This is a genomic window from Pseudomonas sp. S2_C11 (assembly GCF_054668395.1).
Genome location: NZ_CP162765.1, coordinates 3,679,926 through 3,696,085, shown reverse-complemented (window position 1 = coordinate 3,696,085; position 16,160 = coordinate 3,679,926). Strand labels below are relative to the sequence as shown.

Below are 16,160 nucleotides of genomic sequence, written 5' to 3'. Positions count from 1 at the left end.
AACGCGCAGCCAGTAATGTGGCCTCCGTCTATGCAAGACAAGGTAAAGAAATAACATGGGCAGCATGCATCCCGTACAGGTGATCGCGGTGACCGGCGGCAAAGGTGGCGTCGGCAAGACTAACGTGTCAGTGAACTTGTCGCTGGCGCTGGCAGAGCTTGGCCGTCGGGTCATGCTGCTGGACGCCGACCTGGGCCTGGCGAACGTCGACGTTCTGCTGGGGCTGACACCCAAGCGCACACTGGCCGACGTTATCGAAGGCCGTTGCGAACTGCGCGACGTGCTGTTGCAAGGCCCGGGCGGGATTCGCATCGTGCCGGCGGCCTCCGGCACGCAGAGCATGGTGCACCTGAGCCCGGCGCAACATGCCGGCCTGATCCAGGCGTTCAGCGACATCGGCGACAATCTCGACGTGCTGGTGATCGACACCGCTGCGGGTATTGGTGACTCGGTAGTCAGTTTCGTTCGTGCCGCGCAAGAGGTGTTGCTGGTGGTCTGCGACGAGCCGACTTCGATCACCGACGCTTACGCGCTGATCAAGTTGCTCAACCGCGACTACGGCATGAACCGCTTCCGCGTGCTGGCCAACATGGCGCAGAGCCCGCAAGAAGGGCGCAACCTGTTCGCCAAGTTGACCAAGGTCACGGATCGCTTCCTCGACGTCGCCCTACAATACGTCGGCGCCGTGCCATACGACGAAAGCGTGCGCAAGGCAGTGCAGAAGCAGCGCGCCGTCTACGAAGCCTTTCCCCGTTCCAAGTGCGCACTGGCCTTCAAAGCCATCGCCCAGAAGGTCGATACCTGGCCGCTGCCCGCCAACCCGCGCGGGCATCTGGAATTTTTCGTCGAGCGTCTCGTGCAGCAAACCGCAGGGCCTGTGATATGACCGCCAGTGGCATGAATCTTTACAAAAAGTCGGCGCGTGACGCGCAATACGAATTGATCGAGCGTTACGCGCCACTGGTCAAGCGCATTGCCTATCACTTGCTGGCGCGCCTGCCGGCCAGCGTGCAGGTCGAAGACCTGATCCAGGCCGGGATGATCGGTTTGCTGGAAGTCTCGACCAAATACGACGCCAGCAAAGGCGCCAGTTTCGAAACGTACGCGGGCATTCGAATCCGCGGCGCGATGCTCGATGAAGTGCGCAAAGGGGATTGGGCACCACGCTCGGTTCACCGTAATACCAGGATGGTCAGCGACGCGATTCGCTCGATTGAAGCTAAAACCGGCCGTGACGCTAAAGATCACGAGGTTGCGGCCGAACTCCAATTGAGTCTCGACGATTACTACGGGATTCTGAATGACACCTTGGGCAGTCGCCTGTTCAGTTTCGACGACCTCTTGCAGGACGGCGAACACGAAGGGCTGCACGAGGATGGCGCCAGTGCTCATATGGAGCCGTCACGCGATCTGGAAGATGAACGCTTTCAGGCGGCGCTGGCGGACGCGATTGCCAATTTGCCGGAGCGTGAGCGACTGGTGTTGGCGCTGTACTACGACGAAGAGCTGAACCTCAAGGAAATCGGTGAAGTCCTTGGCGTCAGTGAATCGCGGGTCAGCCAGTTACACAGCCAGTGCGCGGCCCGTCTGCGGGGGCGTTTGGGGGAGTGGCGAGCGCGCTGAAGGCAGTGTGGGGACACTGCGAAACGAGGCTGGTGCGGTGATAAGCGGCGCCGGTCTCGATCCGTTGTGCTCCAGACAAACTTTAAGTGCTGCGCCGATTGATTGAAGTGGCGCGTCCAGGTGCTGGGCGCGTTTAAGACTGCTTGGAGGTCGAATTGAACAAAGACATGAAAATCCTCATCGTTGATGACTTCTCAACGATGCGGCGGATCATCAAGAACCTGCTGCGCGATCTTGGGTTCACCAACACCGTCGAGGCCGACGATGGCACCACTGCCATTCCGGTGCTCAACAGCGGCAGCATCGACTTTCTGGTAACGGACTGGAACATGCCGGGCATGACCGGTATCGACCTGCTGCGTCACGTGCGCGCCGATGAGAAACTCAAGCACCTCCCGGTGTTGATGGTGACTGCTGAAGCCAAGCGCGAGCAGATCATCGAGGCCGCTCAGGCCGGTGTGAACGGTTACGTAGTCAAACCTTTCACGGCTCAAGCGTTGAAAGACAAAATCGAGAAGATTTTCGAACGCATCGGCTGATGAATGCGCGGGGGAGCTATGGAGCATAACGAATCATCACAGGGCGATTTCGAATCGACCCTGAAAAAACACGCGGTCGAACTGGTCGAGAGCCTTGAAAAAGGCAAGTTCGGCGACGCGGTGCAACTGATCCATGAGCTCAATCAGACCCGTGACCGCGGCCTGTATCAGGAAGTGGGCAAGCTCACACGTGAACTGCACAGTGCGATCGTCAATTTCCAGATCGATCCGCACATGCCGCAGGCCGAGGAAGTGTCGCAAATCACCGACGCCACCGAACGCCTGGGCTATGTGGTCAAGCTGACGGAAGCCGCGGCCAACCGCACCATGGATCTGGTGGAAAGCGCCACGCCGGTGGTCAACAGTCTGGCTGATGAAGCGCAGACGTTGAGCGCCGATTGGGGCCGCTTCATGCGTCGCGAGGTCGGGGCTGAAGAGTTCCGTGAACTGGCGCGCCGGGTCGACGGTTTTCTGTCACGCAGCAGCACGGACAACCGTGCGGTGTCGAGCAACCTCAACGACATCCTGCTGGCTCAGGATTACCAGGACCTCACAGGTCAAGTGATCAAGCGTGTGACCCAGCTGGTCACCGAAGTCGAAAGCAATCTGCTCAAACTCGTGCTCATGGCCAGTCAGGTCGACCGCTTTGCGGGCATCGAACATGACCGCGCCGCAATGCTTGCTGAAAAAGATCCACAAAAACATCTCTCGCAGGGTGAAGGTCCGCAGATTCATGCCGATAAACGAGAAGACGTTGTGTCCGGTCAGGACGATGTGGACGATTTGTTATCCAGCCTTGGATTCTAGAGTTTCGGAATTCGGGTTTTTTGGGTTTTTAGACCTGTAGGAGCACCCCATTAATGAGCTTCGGCGCCGATGAAGAGATCCTTCAGGATTTCCTGGTTGAGGCCGGCGAGATTCTTGAGCAACTGTCCGAACAACTGGTCGAGCTGGAAAGCCGTCCGGATGATGCAGATCTGCTCAATGCAATTTTTCGCGGTTTCCACACTGTAAAAGGGGGCGCCGGCTTCCTTCAGCTCAATGAGCTGGTGGAGTGCTGTCACATCGCCGAAAACGTCTTCGACATCCTGCGCAAGGGTGAGCGTCGCGTTGATGCAGAACTGATGGACGTGGTGCTCGAAGCACTGGACGCGGTGAACAGCATGTTCAGCGAAGTCCGTGAGCGTGCACCGATCACCGCTGCCACGCCGGAACTGCTGGCCGCACTGGCGCGTCTGGCCGAACCGCAATCGGCGGATGAAGCCCCGGCTTCGCCGGTTGCCGAGATGATCGAAGAACTGGTCGTTGAAAGCGACTCCTCGGACGACATCACCGATAACGAATTCGAACAACTGCTGGACTCGCTGAATGCCGTCAAGGCCCAGGCCGAGGCTCCGGCCGCTGCTGTGGCGCCCGCGCCGGTTGCCGACACGGCGGCGAGCGATGAAATCACCGACGCCGAATTTGAATCGCTGCTCGATCAGCTGCACGGCAAGGGCCAGTTTGCTGTCGATGCGGTCGCTCCGGCGGCACCAGCAGCGCCGGCTGCTCCGGCCGCGCCTGCTGCGGGTGACAGCTCGGACATCACCGACGACGAATTCGAAGCCTTGCTCGATCAGTTGCACGGCAAGGGCAACTTCGCCGTTGACGCGCTGGAATCGGCCATCGCTTCGGCCCCGTCAGCACCTGCTGCACCGGCAGCCGCTGCGGCCGGCAGTGATCTGATCAGCGATCACGAATTCGAATCGCTGCTCGACGAATTGCACGGCAAAGGCAAGTTTGACGCCAGCGCTGCGACTGCCGGCTCCGTGTCGAGCGTCGCCACGCCAACGGCGAAAGCTCCGGCTGCCGCTGCTGCGCCGAAGCCTGCCGCCAAGCCTGAACCGAAAGCCGAGGCGCCGAAACCGGCCGCCGCTGCTGCACCGGCTCCGGCCCGTGCGCCAGCTGCTGCCCCGGCAGAAAAGCCGGCCAGCGAAGCGGAAACCACCGTGCGCGTCGACACCGCGCGGCTCGACGAGATCATGAACATGGTCGGCGAGCTGGTGCTGGTGCGTAACCGTCTGGTGCGCCTGGGCCTCAACAGCGGCGACGAAGCCATGTCCAAGGCCGTGTCGAACCTCGACGTGGTCACCGCTGACCTGCAGACCGCCGTGATGAAAACGCGGATGCAGCCGATCAAGAAGGTCTTCGGGCGCTTCCCGCGCCTGGTTCGCGACCTCGCGCGTCAGCTCAAGAAAGAGATCAACCTGGAACTGGTGGGCGAAGAAACCGACCTCGACAAAAACCTTGTCGAGGCCCTCGCCGACCCGCTGGTCCACTTGGTGCGCAACGCCGTCGACCACGGCATCGAGTCGCCGGAAGAACGCGAAGCATCGGGCAAGGCCCGTGGCGGTCGCGTGGTGCTGGCGGCCGAGCAGGAAGGCGACCACATCCTGCTGTCGATCTCCGACGACGGCAAAGGCATGGACCCGAACGTCCTGCGTTCGATCGCGGTAAAACGCGGTGTGATGGACAAGGACGCCGCCGATCGCCTGAGCGATACCGAGTGCTACAACCTGATTTTCGCCCCGGGTTTCTCGACCAAGACCGAGATCTCCGACGTGTCCGGCCGTGGTGTCGGCATGGACGTGGTGAAGACCAAGATTTCCCAGCTCAACGGTTCGATCAACATCTACTCGACCAAGGGCCAAGGCTCGAAGATCGTCATCAAGGTGCCGCTGACCCTGGCGATCATGCCGACGCTGATGGTCATGCTGGGCAATCAGGCGTTTGCGTTCCCGCTGGTCAACGTCAACGAAATCTTCCACCTCGACCTGTCGACCACCAACGTCGTCGACGGTCAGGAAGTGGTGATCGTGCGCGACAAGGCGCTGCCATTGTTCTACCTCAAGCGCTGGCTGGTCAGCTCCGCCGCTCACGAAGAGCAGCGCGAAGGCCATGTGGTGATTCTTTCGGTGGGCACTCAGCGCATCGGCTTCGTCGTCGATCAACTGGTCGGTCAGGAAGAAGTGGTCATCAAGCCATTGGGCAAAATGCTCCAGGGAACTCCGGGCATGTCCGGCGCCACCATCACCGGTGACGGCCGCATTGCGCTGATTCTCGATGTTCCAAGCATGCTCAAGCGTTACGCCACAAAGCGTATTTGAATCCGGGGCGGCGGCGCGATGACGCGCCGCTGCACCTAATGGAGTGTTTATGGCAGTCAAAGTCCTGGTGGTGGACGATTCGGGTTTTTTCCGCCGCCGCGTCTCGGAAATTCTTTCGGCGGATCCGAGCATCCAGGTGGTCGGCACGGCCACCAACGGTAAAGAGGCGATCGATCAGGCCATGGCCCTCAAGCCTGACGTGATCACCATGGACTACGAGATGCCGATGATGGACGGCATCACGGCAGTGCGGCACATCATGCAGCGCTGCCCGACCCCGGTGTTGATGTTCTCCTCGCTGACGCATGAAGGCGCGCGGGTAACCCTCGATGCGCTGGACGCCGGCGCGGTGGATTTCCTGCCGAAGAATTTCGAAGACATCTCGCGCAACCCCGAGAAGGTCAAGCAGCTGCTGTGCGAGAAAGTCCACAGCATCTCGCGCAGCAATCGTCGTTTCAGTGCCTACAGCGCGCCGGCTCCCGCCGCTGCGCCAGCGCCGACGCCTGCTCCGGCAGCGTCGAGCTACGGCAGCCACACGAGCCACAGCAGCCCTGTCCCGGCACGTCCGGCACCTGCGCCAGCGCCTGCTCGCGCATCCGCTGCCAGCGCTTCGTCGCCGGCACCGAAACGCAAAGCCTACAAACTGGTTGCCATCGGCACCTCGACGGGTGGCCCGGTCGCGCTGCAACGCGTACTGACGCAGTTGCCGGCGAACTTCCCGGCGCCGATCGTGCTGATCCAGCATATGCCGGCGGCGTTCACCAAAGCGTTTGCCGAACGTCTCGACAAGCTCTGCCGTATCAGCGTCAAGGAAGCCGAGGATGGCGACATCCTGCGTCCGGGCCTGGCGCTGCTGGCGCCGGGTGGCAAGCAGATGATGATCGACGGCCGTGGCGCGGTGAAAATTTTGCCGGGTGACGAGCGTCTGAATTACAAGCCGTGCGTGGACATCACCTTCGGTTCTGCAGCCAAGTCTTACGGTGACAAAGTTCTGGCAGTGGTGCTGACCGGCATGGGCGCCGACGGCCGCGAAGGCGCGCGTCTGCTCAAGCAGGGCGGCAGTTCGGTGTGGGCGCAGGACGAAGCAAGCTGCGTGATCTACGGCATGCCGATGGCCATCGTCAAAGCCGATCTGGCTGATGCCGTGTATGGTCTGGACGACATCGGCAAGCACATCGTCGAGGCGTGTATCTGATGGATGTTCTCAGCCTAATCGGCCTCATCATGGCGTTCGTCGCCATCATCGGCGGCAACTACCTTGAAGGCGGTCACCTCGGCGCGCTGGCCAACGGCCCGGCAGCGCTGATCGTGCTGGGCGGCACGGTCGGTGCTGCGCTGCTGCAATCGCCGATGAGTGCGTTCAAGCGCGCCATGCAGATTCTCGGCTGGATCTTCTTTCCGCCGCGTGTCGATCTGGCCGGCGGCATCGACCGCGTGGTCAATTGGAGCCTTACGGCGCGCAAGGAAGGCTTGCTCGGCCTCGAAGGCGTGGCCGACGCTGAACCTGACAGCTACTCGCGCAAGGGTTTGCAACTGCTGGTCGACGGCGCCGAGCCGGAAGCCATTCGCAGCATTCTCGAAGTGGATTTCTACACCCAGGAATCCCGCGACATCGAAGCGGCCAAGGTGTTCGAAAGCATGGGCGGCTACGCGCCGACCATTGGCATCATCGGTGCGGTGATGGGCCTGATTCACGTGATGGGCAACCTCGCTGATCCGTCGCAACTGGGCAACGGCATTGCCGTGGCGTTCGTCGCGACCATCTATGGCGTGGCCAGTGCCAACCTGATCCTCTTGCCGGTCGCGGCCAAGCTCAAGTCCATCGCGTTGCGGCAGTCGCGTTATCGCGAAATGTTGCTGGAAGGAATTCTGTCGATCGCCGAAGGTGAAAACCCTCGTTCCATTGAGTTGAAGCTGCAAGGCTTCATGGACTAAGGGAATAACCTCATGGCTCGTCGTCGCCACCAGGAAGAACACGTCAATCACGAGCGCTGGCTCGTGTCCTACGCGGATTTCATCACTTTGCTGTTCGCGTTTTTCGTGGTGATGTACTCGATCTCGTCGATCAACGAAGGCAAATACAAAGTCATTTCCGAAGCGCTGATCGGCGTGTTTACCGACTCCGATCGCTCGCTAAAACCGATTCCGATCGGCGACGAACGACCGAAAACCGTGACCCCGGCCAAGCCGCTGGTCAAGGATGCCGAGCAGGTCGACGCCGGTATATCCGGGGCCAGCGATCCGCTGAAAAGCATCGCCGATGACATCAGCGCCGCGTTCGGTGACTTGATCAGCTCCAACCAGATGACCGTGCGCGGCAACGAGTTGTGGGTCGAGATCGAGCTCAATTCCAGCCTGTTGTTTGGCAGCGGCGACGCCATGCCGAGCGACATCGCGTTCAACATCATCGACAAGGTCGCGGCGATCCTCAAACCGTTCGACAACCCGATCCACGTCGAAGGCTTCACCGACGATCAACCGATCCGCACCGCGCAGTACCCGACCAACTGGGAACTGTCCTCGGCGCGCTCGGCGAGCATCGTGCGGATGCTCGCCATGCAGGGCGTAAACCCTGGGCGACTGGCGTCGGTGGGCTACGGCGAATTCCAGCCGGTGGCCAACAACGCCACGGTCGAAGGCCGGGCGAAGAACCGTCGCGTGGTGCTGGTGGTGTCGCGCAATCTTGATGTGCGCCGCAGCCTGACGGGCACCGGAACCGCCAATGCGCAACCGGACGCGGCGTTGAAGCGCGCTGGCACACAAACTGCACCGACCCCGGTCAAGACGCCGGGACGCGAGAGTGCCGTCAATTCTCCGTCGCCCGCATTAACACGCTGAAGCATGTCTCGGCCAATCAACCTGGCCGGGAGGAACGAACTGAATGAGAGTCTGGGCAGTCGCCAATCAAAAGGGTGGTGTTGGTAAAACCACATCCTCCATCGCTTTAGCCGGATTGCTGGCCGAGGCGGGCAAGCGCGTGGTTGTGGTCGATCTCGACCCGCACGGCTCGATGACCAGCTATTTCGGCTACGACCCCGACAGCCTGGAGCACAGTAACTACGACCTGTTTCTGCACAAGGGCAGCGTGCCGCAAGGCCTGCCGGGGCAGTTGCTGTTGTCGACCAGCGACGAACGCATTTCCCTGCTGCCATCGAGCACCGCACTGGCCACCCTTGAGCGACAGTCGCCGGGGCAGAGTGGCTTGGGCCTGGTGATCGCCAAGAGTCTGGCGCAATTGTGGCAGGACTTCGATTACGCGATCATCGACAGCCCGCCGTTGCTCGGTGTGCTGATGGTCAACGCCCTCGCGGCGAGCCAGCAACTGGTGATCCCGGTACAGACCGAGCACCTGGCCGTGAAAGGTCTGGAGCGCATGGTCAACACCCTGGCGATGATCAATCGTTCGCGCAAACAGCCGTTGCCGTTCAGCATCGTGCCGACCCTGTTCGACCGCCGCACGCAGGCGTCGATGGGCACCTTGCGCGTGCTGCGTGACAAATTTCCCGACGACATCTGGCACGGCTACATCCCGGTCGATACTCGTCTGCGCGACGCCAGCCGGGCGGGCGTCACGCCTTCGCAATTCGACGGCAAGAGCCGTGGCGTGCTGGCCTACCGCGCGCTGCTCAAGCACCTGCTCGCGCAGCAACTTGTTCCGCAGGTGGCCTGAGCATGATCTTTATTCGCTTGCCCGAACCCTGTGGGAGCGAGCCTGCTCGCGAAGCAGACGACGCGGTTTCCCTGCCTGGCGTTGATCACCGATGAACCGCCCAGTGAAACTCACGTCACGTCCGCAACAGGCCTTGCAGTCCTATCTGGAAGACCTGTTGCTCGACCTGCCCGAGGACTTGCCTGCGCCGGTCGAAGCGCTGCCGCCAGTCGTCGAACAGGCGCAGCCTGAAGTGGTGGAAAGCACCGAGGCCATGGACGAGTTCCAGGCCGCCGTGCTGGAAGAACAGGCCCGCGACGCGCAGAAATCCGTCGCTCCGATTACCGCGCCCGCTGCTGCCCCCGTGGCCAAAGCGCCAGTCGCGCTGATCGACGAACCGCGCGCGCCGCTGTCGACCTTGGCGCCGCTGCTGCAAACGCAATTATTGACCGTGCCGGAACCCGAGCCGGAGCCAGAACCCGCGCCGCAGATTGCGGAGCCGAAGGTGCTGGTCCCGCCGCTGGTCGAAGTGCATCTGCCACCGAACAACCCGCCGCCACCGGTCGAGCCCGATGGCCGTCCGGCCTGGGCTGCCGATGCTTTCGAATGCTTGCTGTTCGACGTTGCCGGGCTGACCCTGGCGGTGCCGCTGGTGTGCCTCGGCTCGATCTATTCGCTGGCCGGCCACGAGCTGACGCCGCTGTTTGGTCAGCCGGAGTGGTTCCTCGGCATTCTGCCGAGCCAGGCTGGCAACCTGAAAGTTTTGGACACCGCGCGCTGGGTCATGCCGGACCGTTACCGCGATGACTTCCGGCAGGGCCTGCAATACGTGATTTCGGTACAAGGTTACGAGTGGGGGCTGGCGGTGCATCAGGTCAGCCGCTCGTTGCGCCTGGACCCGAATGAAATCAAATGGAGAAGTCACCGGGGTCAGCGGCCATGGCTCGCCGGCACCGTGATCGAGCACATGTGTGCATTGCTTGACGTATCCGCACTGGCCGAGTTGATCGCCAGCGGCGGGGCAAAGCACTTGAGTGGCAACAAGCCGCTACATAAACCGACATAGCAGCCGACATAACAATCAGGCGATGGCATTTTCCAATGCCACCACACAGAACACACACCGCCCGGGGCGGTTTTTTCGAGGGGTCAGGGTATGAGTAGTCAGGCGTCGAATGCAAAAGGTTCTGAAGATCCGATCCTGCAATGGGTGACCTTCAAACTGGATAACGAAACCTACGGCATCAACGTGATGCGCGTGCAGGAAGTGCTGCGCTACACCGAGATCGCGCCGGTGCCGGGTGCACCGAGCTACGTGCTGGGCATCATCAACCTGCGCGGTAACGTGGTCACCGTGATCGACACCCGTCAGCGCTTCGGCCTGCACAGCGGCGAGATCAGCGACAACACCCGTATCGTGATCATCGAAGCCGACAAGCAAGTCGTTGGCATCATGGTCGACAGCGTGGCCGAAGTGGTTTACCTGCGTCAGTCGGAAATCGAAACCGCGCCGAACGTCGGTAACGAAGAATCGGCCAAGTTCATTCAGGGCGTGTGCAACAAGAACAACGAACTGCTGATTCTGGTCGAGCTGGACAAGATGATGAGCGAAGAAGAATGGTCGGAACTGGAGAGCATCTGATTTGATTCTCGAGGTTGCGGTAATTGTTCTGTTCCTGTTCTGGGCCGGCACGCTGGCGATGTTCGTCTCGTACATCAAGGCGCAGCGAGTGATCGCTGCACAGCAGGCCCAGGGTGATGCGCTGCGTGATCAGCGCATCAAGGAACTGGCCAAACGCGTCGACGATTACCAGAACGGCAACGTGCGCATGGGCGAGGCCCTGCACGAGTTGCGCGCGGTGGTAAGCCCGTTGCCGGACAAGATCGTTGCACTGGAACAACGCGACCCGTCGAGCCTGTCATTCGCCCAAGCGGCGAAACTGGTGGGCATGGGCGCCAGCGTCGATGAACTGACTCAGTCGTGCGGCTTGACCCAGGCTGAGGCGGAGTTGATGCGCAAGTTGCACAAGGGCAGCTAGGGGCTTCAAGCTTCAAGCGGCAAGCAAGATCAAAAGATCGCATCGGAGGCAGCGCCTGCATAAATCTCGTGTAAGCGGTGTCGAAGGCTGCGATCTTTTTTCTCGATTGCATCGCAGGCATAGCGATCCGCAGTTGTCCGCATCAGCTCGCCGGAGTTTTTGTGTAACTGATCAGTTGATACAGGGCTTTCTGCTCACCGTTACCGCCGAAGTCGGCGTTGCCCCAGGCCACTACCCGACGATCTGCCCTGAGTGCCACGAAGGTATCGCCTCCTCCGTACACAGCACGCACGTCAGTGAGCAAATGGGCAACTGCGCTGGTATCGCCGCCGCCGTTCTCTCTTCCCCACGCAACTGCCACGCCGTTGCTGCGCAATGCTACGACCGCGTCTTGGTTGGCATTAATGGCGACAATGTCTCTCAACTGGCGAATGTCTGGCGGAATGTCAACGATATCGCTGGGGAGGGTAGCCCAAGCGTGCACTGAGCCATCCCCGCACAGCACGACAAATCCGGATCCGGAGCCTATGACGTGGACGATGTCGTTGCGACTGGCAATCTCTTCTGGCATGGCCGGCATATGTCCCCATACGACCAGTGCGCCATTGCTTCTGCGTGCTGCAAAGGCTGAGCTGTTACTGGCCAGGTCGACGATATCTCTAAGCGCTGCGATGTCCGACGGCACTTGGCCTCCAAGCGATTCATGCCCCCATGCGCGCACTTGGCCATTGCCGCTCAGTACTGCGAAAGCATGAGTCGAGCAAGCCAGTCTGGTTATGTCGGTGAGCAACGCGATATCGTCCGGCAACTGCGCTGAATGGTCATGATAGCCCCAACAGACGACGTTGCCAGTGCTGCGCAGCGCGGCGAAACCATACTGGCCACCCGACGCTTGCATGATATCGGTCAAATCGGCGATTTCGGGCGGAAGTGCGCCTCCCATCTCGGGCATGCCCCATGCGACAAGCTTGCGCGATTCAAGAAGGGCTACGAAAACATAAGTGCTTCCCGACACCGCGACAACCGTATTCAGCTGTGCGATATCTTCGGGGACGGTCCCGCTGGGCTGAAGTCCCCAAGCGAGGACATTGCCTTGCGCGCGCCGAATCGCAAAGGCTCTCATCCCCGCCGACAACTCTACGACGTCGTGCGCTTCTCTTACCGGTTCCGGCAAAGTGCCGCCGCCATCGACGTGACCCCATGCATGGACTGCCCGGCTGTCCAAAACAGCGCACAGGGCGAATGATGTACCGATAATGTTTGACGGGTTCAGGGTTATCCGTTTCTTGCCCGACCAGACGACCAGTTCCTCATAAGGCCGGACATCGAAAAATTCGCTACCAGTGGCTGGCTGCTTGTCTCCAACATACTGCCACGTGACGTTCAACGGTTTGAGCGTTGAGGCGTCCAGCGCTACAAGTCGCCAGCTGCGCGTGTAGAAGTTGCCAAGACCACCCCGATTGCCGCGTGCGCCCATGACCAGCAGTCCGCCTTCAGCGTTTATCTTCAGGGGCAATTCATCTTTCTCGTTTGGCATGGAATCAATCCCTCAAGATTGTGGACCTGCGGGCAACCTGGTCAGGTCTGGTCCGTAATCAAGCGCTGCGGGATCGGGCATGCGCTACTGTCAGACCTGACAGTAGCGACAAACGGTATATGGCAGGGCGCAGAAGAGACTGCGACTGCGGCTCAGTAGTCATCCCCGCGCGCGGTGATGTCCTTCTCGACCATCGGCGCGTTCGGGTCTTGTCCTTCGGGGAATTTGCCCTTCAGGTTCCAGGCAAACGCGATGATCTCGGCAATGGTGCGATAGAGCTCTTCGGGAATGCTGTCGCCCAGTTCCATCCGCGCCAGCAGGCGCACCAGTTCGGCGTTCTCGTAGATCGGCACTTCGTAATCGCGAGCGATACGCAGGATTTCTTCGGCCAGTTCCTCGTCGCCCTTGGCGGTGAGGGTCGGGGCGTGGTTGCCGTCATACTTGAGGGCGATGGCCTGGCGTGGGGCGGTGGAATCGTTCATGCGGTTTCGTCGACCCAGCGGTGTTCGAGGCGGGTTTGGTTGCCTTGCGGCGGGGTGCCGTGGTGGCAGTCGAGGTCGCCGACGTTGAGCCCGGAATCGAGCAAGCGCTGGCGCAAGGCAAACAGATTGTTCTCGATCAGGTCGGCGGTGTACGGCCGCTCGGCCCACAGCTGACTGGACAGGCTGCCGGCGATCAGTTGCGCCTGAATCTGCATTGGCCCGAGCGGTTCCAGATCGAAGGCCAGATCGACGCGCCACAGTTGCTGTTTGGCTTCGCGCTCATCGCGGCGCTCGTGGGGCTGCGGTTCGCGCTCCGGCGCTTCTTCACGCTGGAATTTGACCTGCAGCGGCACGATGTCCTGCAGGTTGCGCATGGGGATTTCCAGCTGCCAGGTGCTGAGCAGGCGGCCATCGTCGGTGACGCCGGTCTGTTCCAGGCTCGACAACTGATGGCTTTGCAGACGCGACACCGCTGCGGCGGCGAGGCGCAGCAGTTGTTCGAGATCACCTTCGCCTTCCAGTTTCGCCAGCAGTCGTTCGGGCAACGGGAAGCTGCTCGGCACCGGTTTGGCGCTGACCTGGCCGAGGGTGCCGAGGGCGTTCCGGACGAAACTCGGCAGCGCCTGGGCCAGGGTATTGGCGGCGATGATTGCATTGAAATTGGTGTTGCTCGGCAGGCCCGGGGTCAGTTGCGCGATCAGCTTGAGCAGGTCGGCTTTCATGTCCGGGGCGAGAGTCGGGTTTTGTCCGCTGAGCAATTTCGCTTCGAGGAACGCGCCGCTGTTGGCCAATGCCAGCGCCACGCCTTTGGCGGTGCTCATTTGCGGCAGGTCCGGCAGGCTGGCAAGCAGCTTGTTGACCAGCGCGCGCAGATCGGCCGAAGTCTGATCGCTGGATGGCGGCAGGCTCTGCAACAACTTCAGCAAGCCATCGAGCGAGCCCTGACGACTTTGCTGACCGAGCAATTGCTGACTGACCGCCAGTTGTTCCTGGCGGCTGCTCAGCGGCACGAATTTGAGGGTTTGCGCATCCTGCACCTGCGCCGACAACAAGGTGCCGATGCGCAGCGGTTGCGGGCTGTCGACGGTCAAAGTGCTGCCGCTCAATGCGGTGTTGAGCAGGGTGACCATCGAGCGAAATACCGCCGCTTGCCCCGGCGTCTGCGGCAGGGCCTGCGAAGTCACGACTTTGCCTTGCAGCAAGGTGCCGGCGGGCAATTGCGCGGTATCGATGCGGGTGAGGGTGGCGACGCTGCTGGCGATCGCTTGCTGTACGGTGATCGCCAGATTACCGGCCGATGGCTGAGTGATCGCCAGGTTGGTGCCCTGTGGCAACGGCAGGTTGCTGCTGGCCTGCACGGTGGTCTGACGGCCGCTGTCGAGGGTCACTTTCAACAGCAATTCAAAGGTCTGATCGGCCTGCTTGAGCGACAACACCTCAGCCTTGGCGCTTTGTCCCGCGCCGATCAAGCCCTCGACCGGCGTCAGCAGCTTGAGCAGTTCACCCATCTGCGGGCGAGCGCTCGCCGGCACGGTGGGCGGCAGCGGGAGGATGTTCATTTCGCCTGTCATACGCGGACACAACCTGAGGAAATTGCGCTCTTGAGAGTAAGGCACGGCATGTATAATGCCGCGCGTCGTGCGCTTCGTTCAAAAAACCTGGCAATTGTTTGATCCAGCTCGCCAGATCGAGCGATCAAAGCATCTATGCTGCATCTCTTTAACGGCCGCTCTAGAGCCGACTTGAACCGTATAAGGCCCGTGATCCCTTGACCAGTCCTGTCCTGCAAACCGTTGCCCTGGCGTGTGAACGCGATCTCAGGCTGCTTTTCGAAAACCTCGAATTGCGCCTGGCCAGTGGTGACATGGTGCAGATCAGCGGCCCCAACGGCAGCGGCAAGACCAGTCTTTTACGTCTGCTCGCCGGTTTGATGCAACCCACCGACGGCCAGGTGCTGCTCAACGGTCAGCCGCTGACCGAGCAACGCAGCGAACTGGCGCGAAACCTGTTGTGGATCGGCCACGCCGCCGGGATCAAGGATCTGCTCACTCCCGAAGAAAACCTGTCGTGGCTGTGCGCCCTGCATCATCCCGCCGAACGCGAGGCGATCTGGCAGGCGCTGGCAGCGGTAGGATTGCGCGGTTTCGAAGACGTTCCCTGCCACAGCCTTTCCGCCGGTCAACAGCGCCGTGTGGCGCTGGCGCGGTTGTATCTGGACAGCCCGCCGTTGTGGATTCTCGATGAACCTTTCACCGCGCTGGACAAGCAGGGTGTCGCTCAGTTGGAAGAGCATCTGGCCGGCCACTGCGAACGCGGCGGTCTGGTGGTGCTGACCACCCACCACACCCTGAGCCGCATGCCGGCCGGTTATCGCGACATCGATCTGGGGAAATGGGCGGTATGAGTGTCTTCGGCCTGCTGCTTGCCCGCGAATCGCGACTGCTGTTCCGCCGCCCGGCGGAGCTGGCCAATCCGCTGATTTTCTTTGCCATCGTCATTGCCCTTTTCCCGCTGGCCGTCGGCCCGGAAACTCAAGTCTTGCAAAACCTGTCCCCGGGGTTAGTCTGGGTGGCGGCGTTGTTGTCGGTCCTGCTGTCGCTGGACGGATTGTTTCGCAGTGACTTCGAAGACGGCTCGCTGGAACAGTGGGTCCTTTCGTCGCACCCGCTGCCGCTTCTGGTCTTGGCCAAGGTGCTGGCACACTGGCTGTTCTCCGGTCTGGCGCTGGTGCTGCTGTCGCCGTTGCTGGCGCTGATGCTCGGTTTGCCGGCCGCGTGCCTGCCGGTGCTGCTGCTGTCGTTGCTGTTGGGCACGCCGGTGTTGAGCCTGCTCGGTGCAGTCGGGGCGGCGCTGACGGTCGGCCTGAAGCGCGGCGGGCTGTTGCTCGCGCTGCTGATTCTGCCGTTGTACATCCCGGTGTTGATCCTAGGCAGCGGCGCGTTGCAAGCGGCGCTGCAAGGCATGCCGGCGACCGGATACCTGTTGTGGATGGCCAGCCTTACAGCGCTGGCGATCACCCTGACACCCTTTGCAATAGCCGCTGGCCTGAAGATCAGCGTCGGCGAATAATAATGAGGCCTGGTCAAAAATTGACCACTTCTTCCAGAAGAAAGGCATGACCCTCTGCCAGCTCGCGATGATGAGC

At 61.2% G+C, this 16,160-nt stretch carries 17 protein-coding genes; 14 read left to right on the top strand and 3 right to left on the bottom strand.

All coding sequences use genetic code 11. The features are described from left to right. Window positions 1-55: 55 nt before the first annotated feature. From fleN to AB4N48_RS16650, 12 genes are all read left to right on the top strand, one after another. A complete protein-coding gene (gene fleN, locus AB4N48_RS16705) occupies window positions 56-886 on the top strand; it encodes a flagellar synthesis regulator FleN (RefSeq protein ID WP_016771060.1) in 831 nt (276 codons plus the stop codon). Beyond that, complete coding sequence (fliA, locus tag AB4N48_RS16700; RefSeq protein ID WP_016771059.1) at window positions 883-1,623, top strand: RNA polymerase sigma factor FliA; 741 nt, start codon at window positions 883-885, stop codon at window positions 1,621-1,623. Before fleN ends, fliA begins: the two co-directional genes overlap by 4 nt. 167 nt (window positions 1,624-1,790) lie before the next feature. Then, window positions 1,791-2,162 carry a chemotaxis response regulator CheY gene (locus tag AB4N48_RS16695; RefSeq protein ID WP_024012118.1) on the top strand — a complete coding sequence of 124 codons (372 nt, stop codon included), beginning with the start codon at window positions 1,791-1,793 and terminating at the stop codon, window positions 2,160-2,162. Window positions 2,163-2,180: 18 nt separating this feature from the next. After that, entirely contained in the window at window positions 2,181-2,969 is a 789-nt protein-coding gene (locus AB4N48_RS16690) for a protein phosphatase CheZ (protein ID WP_016771058.1), read from the top strand. Between the two features lie 53 nt (window positions 2,970-3,022). Further along, entirely contained in the window at window positions 3,023-5,308 is a 2,286-nt protein-coding gene (locus tag AB4N48_RS16685) for a chemotaxis protein CheA (RefSeq protein WP_150636672.1), read from the top strand. Between the two features lie 49 nt (window positions 5,309-5,357). Further along, window positions 5,358-6,503, top strand: coding sequence for a protein-glutamate methylesterase/protein-glutamine glutaminase (locus AB4N48_RS16680; RefSeq protein WP_056783833.1), 1,146 nt, complete (start codon window positions 5,358-5,360; stop codon window positions 6,501-6,503). Beyond that, complete coding sequence (locus tag AB4N48_RS16675) at window positions 6,503-7,243, top strand: flagellar motor protein (RefSeq protein ID WP_016771055.1); 741 nt, start codon at window positions 6,503-6,505, stop codon at window positions 7,241-7,243. The genes AB4N48_RS16680 and AB4N48_RS16675 overlap by 1 nt, the downstream gene beginning before the upstream one ends. Before the next feature lie 12 nt (window positions 7,244-7,255). Further along, window positions 7,256-8,146: a flagellar motor protein MotD gene (gene motD / locus AB4N48_RS16670; protein ID WP_016771054.1), complete on the top strand. Its 891-nt coding sequence runs from the start codon at window positions 7,256-7,258 to the stop codon at window positions 8,144-8,146. 43 nt (window positions 8,147-8,189) lie between these two features. Then, window positions 8,190-8,978 carry a ParA family protein gene (locus tag AB4N48_RS16665; protein WP_024012121.1) on the top strand — a complete coding sequence of 263 codons (789 nt, stop codon included), beginning with the start codon at window positions 8,190-8,192 and terminating at the stop codon, window positions 8,976-8,978. A 91-nt stretch (window positions 8,979-9,069) separates the two neighbouring features. Continuing rightward, window positions 9,070-10,023 carry a CheW domain-containing protein gene (locus tag AB4N48_RS16660; RefSeq protein WP_305382452.1) on the top strand — a complete coding sequence of 318 codons (954 nt, stop codon included), beginning with the start codon at window positions 9,070-9,072 and terminating at the stop codon, window positions 10,021-10,023. 90 nt (window positions 10,024-10,113) lie between these two features. After that, window positions 10,114-10,599: a chemotaxis protein CheW gene (locus AB4N48_RS16655; protein WP_016771050.1), complete on the top strand. Its 486-nt coding sequence runs from the start codon at window positions 10,114-10,116 to the stop codon at window positions 10,597-10,599. Window position 10,600: 1 nt separating this feature from the next. Next, entirely contained in the window at window positions 10,601-10,996 is a 396-nt protein-coding gene (locus AB4N48_RS16650; RefSeq protein WP_016771049.1) for a DUF2802 domain-containing protein, read from the top strand. Window positions 10,997-11,138: 142 nt separating this feature from the next. On the opposite strand, the gene AB4N48_RS16645 is transcribed toward AB4N48_RS16650, so the two are convergent. The 3 genes from AB4N48_RS16645 to fliK all read right to left on the bottom strand — a co-directional run bounded on the left by AB4N48_RS16645 (window position 11,139) and on the right by fliK (window position 14,586). Beyond that, window positions 11,139-12,533, bottom strand: a complete 1,395-nt coding sequence (locus AB4N48_RS16645; RefSeq protein ID WP_252869013.1) for an RCC1 domain-containing protein — start codon at window positions 12,531-12,533, stop codon at window positions 11,139-11,141. 152 nt (window positions 12,534-12,685) lie between these two features. Then, window positions 12,686-13,015: an EscU/YscU/HrcU family type III secretion system export apparatus switch protein gene (locus AB4N48_RS16640; RefSeq protein WP_041479625.1), complete on the bottom strand. Its 330-nt coding sequence runs from the start codon at window positions 13,013-13,015 to the stop codon at window positions 12,686-12,688. Continuing rightward, window positions 13,012-14,586 (bottom strand): flagellar hook-length control protein FliK, encoded by a 1,575-nt coding sequence (fliK, locus tag AB4N48_RS16635; protein WP_406228554.1) that lies wholly within the window; start codon window positions 14,584-14,586, stop codon window positions 13,012-13,014. Before fliK ends, AB4N48_RS16640 begins: the two co-directional genes overlap by 4 nt. 197 nt (window positions 14,587-14,783) lie before the next feature. Between fliK and ccmA the strand changes: the two genes are divergently transcribed. After that, window positions 14,784-15,419 (top strand): cytochrome c biogenesis heme-transporting ATPase CcmA, encoded by a 636-nt coding sequence (ccmA, locus tag AB4N48_RS16630; RefSeq protein WP_073472746.1) that lies wholly within the window; start codon window positions 14,784-14,786, stop codon window positions 15,417-15,419. Then, on the top strand, window positions 15,416-16,084 hold the full coding sequence (gene ccmB / locus AB4N48_RS16625) for a heme exporter protein CcmB (protein ID WP_039763615.1): 669 nt from the start codon (window positions 15,416-15,418) through the stop codon (window positions 16,082-16,084). The genes ccmA and ccmB overlap by 4 nt, the downstream gene beginning before the upstream one ends. Window positions 16,085-16,160 lie beyond the last annotated feature (76 nt).

What these genes read in the sequence shown, in the direction of transcription:
- fliA (WP_016771059.1), top strand. Translation starts at nt 883, where the DNA reads ATGACCGCCAGTGGCATGAATCTTTACAAAAAGTCGGCGCGTGACGCG.
- AB4N48_RS16690 (WP_016771058.1), top strand. Translation starts at nt 2,181, where the DNA reads ATGGAGCATAACGAATCATCACAGGGCGATTTCGAATCGACCCTGAAA.
- fleN (WP_016771060.1), top strand. Translation starts at nt 56, where the DNA reads ATGGGCAGCATGCATCCCGTACAGGTGATCGCGGTGACCGGCGGCAAA.
- AB4N48_RS16645 (WP_252869013.1), bottom strand. Translation starts at nt 12,533, where the DNA reads ATGCCAAACGAGAAAGATGAATTGCCCCTGAAGATAAACGCTGAAGGC.
- AB4N48_RS16665 (WP_024012121.1), top strand. Translation starts at nt 8,190, where the DNA reads ATGAGAGTCTGGGCAGTCGCCAATCAAAAGGGTGGTGTTGGTAAAACC.
- fliK (WP_406228554.1), bottom strand. Translation starts at nt 14,586, where the DNA reads ATGACAGGCGAAATGAACATCCTCCCGCTGCCGCCCACCGTGCCGGCG.
- AB4N48_RS16680 (WP_056783833.1), top strand. Translation starts at nt 5,358, where the DNA reads ATGGCAGTCAAAGTCCTGGTGGTGGACGATTCGGGTTTTTTCCGCCGC.
- ccmB (WP_039763615.1), top strand. Translation starts at nt 15,416, where the DNA reads ATGAGTGTCTTCGGCCTGCTGCTTGCCCGCGAATCGCGACTGCTGTTC.
- AB4N48_RS16685 (WP_150636672.1), top strand. Translation starts at nt 3,023, where the DNA reads ATGAGCTTCGGCGCCGATGAAGAGATCCTTCAGGATTTCCTGGTTGAG.
- AB4N48_RS16675 (WP_016771055.1), top strand. Translation starts at nt 6,503, where the DNA reads ATGGATGTTCTCAGCCTAATCGGCCTCATCATGGCGTTCGTCGCCATC.
- AB4N48_RS16660 (WP_305382452.1), top strand. Translation starts at nt 9,070, where the DNA reads ATGAACCGCCCAGTGAAACTCACGTCACGTCCGCAACAGGCCTTGCAG.
- AB4N48_RS16655 (WP_016771050.1), top strand. Translation starts at nt 10,114, where the DNA reads ATGAGTAGTCAGGCGTCGAATGCAAAAGGTTCTGAAGATCCGATCCTG.
- AB4N48_RS16640 (WP_041479625.1), bottom strand. Translation starts at nt 13,015, where the DNA reads ATGAACGATTCCACCGCCCCACGCCAGGCCATCGCCCTCAAGTATGAC.
- AB4N48_RS16695 (WP_024012118.1), top strand. Translation starts at nt 1,791, where the DNA reads ATGAAAATCCTCATCGTTGATGACTTCTCAACGATGCGGCGGATCATC.
- motD (WP_016771054.1), top strand. Translation starts at nt 7,256, where the DNA reads ATGGCTCGTCGTCGCCACCAGGAAGAACACGTCAATCACGAGCGCTGG.